The organism is Candidatus Aquicultor secundus (assembly GCF_002791875.1).
Lineage (GTDB): Bacteria > Actinomycetota > Aquicultoria > Aquicultorales > Aquicultoraceae > Aquicultor_A > Aquicultor_A secundus.
In genome coordinates this window covers 528-5261 of sequence record NZ_PFNG01000159.1, presented here as the reverse complement: position 1 = coordinate 5261, position 4734 = coordinate 528, and the positions used below count along the sequence as shown (strand labels likewise).

Sequence of the window (4734 nt, the reverse complement as noted above, 5' to 3'; positions counted from 1 at the left end):
CGCGGCAAAAACAACGCAGTCGGCACCCATGAATTGATGGTCGTAAAATCAGCAATCGGTGGATTAGCGGAGCAAGAGGTGTACAGGGACCCGATCGAGGTCTATGCAGAGCGCTACATGCAGGAGCCATGGCGCTTTCCGGATAAGTATATCGAGTCGCCCACCCTGTCGTTGGTGGTGCTCATAAAAGACGATGAAGATACCATCGGACGCTGTCTTAGCAGTGTGAAGGATGCGGTCGATGAGATTGTGGTGGTTGATATAGGGTCAACCGATCGCTCGATCGACATAGCCAAGGGTTTTGGCGGCAAGATCTTCTTTTATGAATGGGCCGATGACCTTGTTAAGGCCAGAGGTGTAGCAACGTCGCATGCAACCTGTGACTGGGTGCTGTGGCTCAATGCGGACGAAGAGCTGGTACGCGAAGACGCGCTTGCAATCAGGGAACTTCTTGAGGATTCGGAGCGCGAGGGGTTTTTCTTTAACCAGTTAAATTTCATTAGTGAGAACGATAGCATCATTGACCTTACCTTCCGGCTCTGGAGAAACCGATCCGAATATCACCAGAGCGGCGTTTTTGCCGGACCTGTAATAGATACGATAAATGCCTACAACCTTACCGCCGGTTTTACTAGAATCAGAATCAACCGTTATTCCTTTATGGGGACTACTCAGGAGAGGGAAAATATCGGTCAGGATACCATCACTATTTTTTTAAAAGAGCTCGCCAGAAAACCTGACAATACTATTGCGCGGTTCAACCTGGGCAGTGCGTATATACAGCGTAAGGATTATGAGAAGGCGCTTGAGACCTATAAAAAAGCGTTTGCCAATCTCTCGAGCCTCGATGTCGTGCACGCATCCAAGCTTGTAAGAAATATCGCGATCTGTCTAAAAGAGCTTGGTAGATATCGCGAGGCGTTAAAGGTGGTAACAGACGCCAAAGAGGCGTATCAGGACTACACCGATCTGTTTTATATCGAGGGATTGATTCAGGCGGAAAAAGGGGAGCATGCTGCCGCCATTGCGTCTTTTAGTATGGCATTGGAAGCAGGCCCGTCCGGCAGGATATATGTCAGCCATCCGGGTGTGGATGGCCATTTGTCGGCTCATCAGTTGGCCAAGGCTTACCTGGCGATCGGTAATGAAAAGCAAGCCGTGATCGAGTATGGGCGTGCCCTTGAATATAATCCGCGGTATGGCCCCGCGCTTGTTGAGCTGGGGTCGATATTGATGCGTCGTGAAGGTCCGGGCGGGCTGCGACAGTCTCTCGAATCATGTGCGGATATGAATTCGGATGAGGTACTGCTGGCGTTAGCGCTGGTTTTCAGCCAGGCCGGCCATTATGATATCGGTCTTGAATACCTGGATAAGATGACCGGCGTTACTACCGATCCTTCTCAGGCATCCCACCTACGGGGGCAGTGCTTACTCAATGCGAAGCGCTACCGGGAAGCCGCTGATGCCCTTGGGGATATCGCTGTTTCAAGCCGTCTCTATCCAAGTGCGTCTATGGATAGGGTGCTCTGCAACCTGCTTTTGGGGGAATATGAGGGTGCGTACGCAGTAATTGACTCACTAGCGGAGAAGGGTGGCCATGGCCTGGCAAAGCAGCTTTATCGCACCTTTACCGATATCTTAAGCGGGCGCAAAGTATCGATTGCAATCGACGATCAACGTGAAGAGGCGCAGCAGGTGGCCGTGGACCTTTTACGAAAATTGCTTGAACTTGGTGAAACCAAGGTATTTAAAAAAGCGGTAAAGCTGATGGATGCGCTTGGCGTGTCCCCCGGTGAAGCGAGCCTTTTCCTTGGTAAGATTTACTATGATGTCGGGCACAACGATATGGCGGTTGAAGAGCTGATCAAGGCGTACGAGGCCGGGTGTGCCGACGGTGAAGCGTTCTTTATTCTTGGGCGGACCTCTTTAGGAAACGAGTTTTACGAGGAAGCCCGTACATTTTTCTTTGAGGCGCTCAATAACGGGATTGAAGAGATCACCCTTTATATATCCCTGGGGCGCACGTTAACAAAATTGGGCGAGTTCGACCAGGCGGTCGAAATCCTGGATGCGGGGGCCAAAAAGTATCCCGCCTCGCTCTTGATCGAGCAGGTAAGGGAGAATCTAGGTGTTCTCGTATAACATAGTTGGTAAGCGATTCCGAGTATCCTCTTAATTCTTGCGCTCGCAAATTTTTTAAAAAAGAGTTAAGTCTTTTTCTTTAGTGCCGAAGACTGTACTAGGTTCAAAAATCTTTTTGTTGAAGAGGTTAGACGTGTCAGAAGCTCTAGCAAGGAACTTAGCACCGGAGGAACCGAAGGAAAGGCATTTGACGTTGGCTGGACTGGAAACAGAAGCCAAGGAGCGCCGACCGATTGAGGCGTTCCGCTCAAACCAGATTGTAATCAACCTTCCTGAAGATCCCTCTGAGTCACGAGGCACCATCGTATTTTTCTCGTCACGCGTTTAGTCTAGCTTCCTAAAATAAAAAGTATACCAAAGCATAGCAAGGTACTTGTCCGTAATTAGTTTCATACAATACGATACAAAACGATAGTAAATAATGCAAAGCGATGATAAAGGCATACTGATTACTGATGAGCTCTCAAAGTATAGCAAACGATAGAAATATGCCGGAAATATAATTAATCAGTTGCTATAGGACCGGATATTGCTTTAAAATATACAAAGCCTTGCTTGCTAAGGAATAGGCATAAGGGCCGTAAGAGCGGCAAGCGTGTCGGCAAAGCCGGAGGAAAAGATGAAGGGTAGAAGCGCAGAGATAATGACCACAAAGCAACTGGCCGACTACCTGCAGATGAGCCAAATCACGATTTGCAGGTTGGCCAGAGAGAAGAAATTGCCCGGTCTTAAGATTGGTAAAGAATGGCGCTTTCCAAAGGAATTGATCGATAGGTTTATCGCTTCAGGCAGTAACTTTGACGAGGTATTTGAAGGTCTTGAGGCAAGCGGAGGTGACCGAGGTTGATGATAGATCAGCTGTTTTCGAATGACACATTTGTTGCACTGCAAAAAGGTCTTGACGCATCATCGCTCAAGCAGCAGGTAATAGCAAATAACGTGGCGAATATTAATACTCCTGGCTATAAAAAGCAGGACGTAAGCTTTGAAGACGAATTCAAGCAGGCAATCGACAATAAATACGATGCCGGGATGCTCCAGACAGACCCAAGGCACCTGCCGGGCGGAAGCTCATTGACTTCTGTTGGGATAAAGGTTACTACGGTAGGGGCAACGTCGATGCGTTATGATGGCAACAACGTAGACATCGACGAAGAGATGTCAAAACTGGCGGAGAACACAATCCGCTATAACGCTATGGCTCAGCTTATGAGCAGTCGCTTAAGTTCACTGAAAACAGTCATTAACGGAGGGAGGTAAAGATGAGCCTTTTTTCGACGCTGCGAATTAGCTCGACCGGCCTGACGGCAAACCGTTTGTGGCTGGATACGATTGCGAGCAACATCGCCAACGCCAACACGACGAGAACGCCCGAGGGCGGTCCGTATCGAAGGCAGGATGTAATCCTGGCGCCGCAGGGTCGAGCGGGCTTCTCTCAGTTCTTGGGGAGTGCAAACAGCACAACCGCCGGACAAGGAGTCACAGTAGCAGGAATAGCAAAAGATACCAGCGCACCCCGGATGATCTATAACCCGGATCACCCGGATGCAGATGCGAACGGATATGTAGCAATGCCTAATATAAATATCGTTACAGAGATGGTCAACATGATCGCCGCACAGCGTGCCTATGAGGCGAACGTTACCGTCATCGGTGCGGCCAAAAGTATGGCCGTAAAATCCCTGGAAATCTAGTAAGAGAGGGCTTAAGAACATGGACATAACTCCACTAAGGCTCAATCCGATCAGCGCGGGAACGCTTGGGGCGCCAAAAGCGGAAAGCCCAGCCGGCAACGCGCTCGACACATTTTCAGGCATTCTCAATAATGAGATACACCAAGTAGATGCAGTCCAAAAAAGTGCAGACACGGCAGTTGAGAAGTTCATCGCCGGGGAGCTTGATATCCACGACGTCATGATAGAAGTGGAGAAAGCAAGCGTAGCGATGCAACTGACGGTCCAACTTAGAAACAAAGTAATGGAAGCGTACCAGGAAGTAATGAGAATGCAAGTATAAAGCGAGTGAGGATGGTTAATGGCGTCACCCGCTGAAGCGATCAAGAACGCTCAAACAGGCTGGCAAAAGCTGGAAGTAAACCAAAAGATGATTATTTTAATTACGGTCATCTTATTTGTGGTTGCTCTCGGCTCGCTTATCTATTGGGTTTCACGCCCCTCCTATAGCGTCCTGTTTTCAAATTTGAGCCCCGAGGACGCGAGTTCAATCGTAACAAAACTTCAGGAAAAGAAGATCCCCTACCAACTCAGTGGGACGCAAACCATTCAAGTTCCAAGCGATCAGGTATATGAAACGAGAATTGAGCTGGCCGGCGCAGGTCTGCCGCAGGGTGGTACGGTCGGCTTTGAGATATTCGATCAGAGCAATTTCGGTCTTTCCGAGTTCACCCAGAAGGTTAATTATCGTAGGGCTTTAGAGGGTGAGCTTGGCAGAACCATCTCCCAGATAGACGAGATTGGTGGTGCTCGGGTTCACATCGTCATACCCGAGCCTTCCCTTTACACCGACAAGGAAAATCCGGCCACGGCATCGGTTATCATCAAGCCCAAGCCGGGAGTAAAAATATCGGATGGT

The 4734-nt window shown here is 49.1% G+C and carries 7 protein-coding genes; all 7 read left to right on the top strand.

From position 1 onward, the window contains the following. A partial coding sequence (locus COY37_RS06650; protein WP_286976900.1) for a TPR domain-containing glycosyltransferase occupies nt 1–2142 on the top strand: 2142 nt, incomplete at its 5' end. 187 nt (nt 2143–2329) lie between these two features. Further along, on the top strand, nt 2330–2470 hold the full coding sequence (locus COY37_RS06645) for a hypothetical protein (protein WP_286678711.1): 141 nt from the start codon (nt 2330–2332) through the stop codon (nt 2468–2470). 291 nt (nt 2471–2761) lie between these two features. Continuing rightward, a complete protein-coding gene (locus COY37_RS06640) occupies nt 2762–2989 on the top strand; it encodes a helix-turn-helix domain-containing protein (protein ID WP_286976896.1) in 228 nt (75 codons plus the stop codon). Next, entirely contained in the window at nt 2989–3402 is a 414-nt protein-coding gene (gene flgB, locus COY37_RS06635) for a flagellar basal body rod protein FlgB (protein ID WP_286678713.1), read from the top strand. Before COY37_RS06640 ends, flgB begins: the two co-directional genes overlap by 1 nt. A gap of 2 nt (nt 3403–3404) precedes the next feature. Continuing rightward, the gene (gene flgC / locus COY37_RS06630) at nt 3405–3836 is read left to right on the top strand and encodes a flagellar basal body rod protein FlgC (RefSeq protein ID WP_286678714.1); all 432 of its coding nucleotides are present in this window, start codon (nt 3405–3407) and stop codon (nt 3834–3836) included. A 19-nt stretch (nt 3837–3855) separates the two neighbouring features. Beyond that, entirely contained in the window at nt 3856–4158 is a 303-nt protein-coding gene (fliE, locus tag COY37_RS06625) for a flagellar hook-basal body complex protein FliE (RefSeq protein ID WP_286678715.1), read from the top strand. Between the two features lie 18 nt (nt 4159–4176). Further along, on the top strand, nt 4177–4734 hold a 558-nt coding region (fliF, locus tag COY37_RS06620; RefSeq protein ID WP_286976892.1), incomplete at its 3' end, for a flagellar basal-body MS-ring/collar protein FliF.

Excerpts from the sequence above, each read along its gene's own strand:
- COY37_RS06640 (WP_286976896.1), top strand. The coding sequence starts at position 2,762 with ATGAAGGGTAGAAGCGCAGAGATAATGACCACAAAGCAACTGGCCGAC.
- flgB (WP_286678713.1), top strand. The coding sequence starts at position 2,989 with ATGATAGATCAGCTGTTTTCGAATGACACATTTGTTGCACTGCAAAAA.
- flgC (WP_286678714.1), top strand. The coding sequence starts at position 3,405 with ATGAGCCTTTTTTCGACGCTGCGAATTAGCTCGACCGGCCTGACGGCA.
- fliE (WP_286678715.1), top strand. The coding sequence starts at position 3,856 with ATGGACATAACTCCACTAAGGCTCAATCCGATCAGCGCGGGAACGCTT.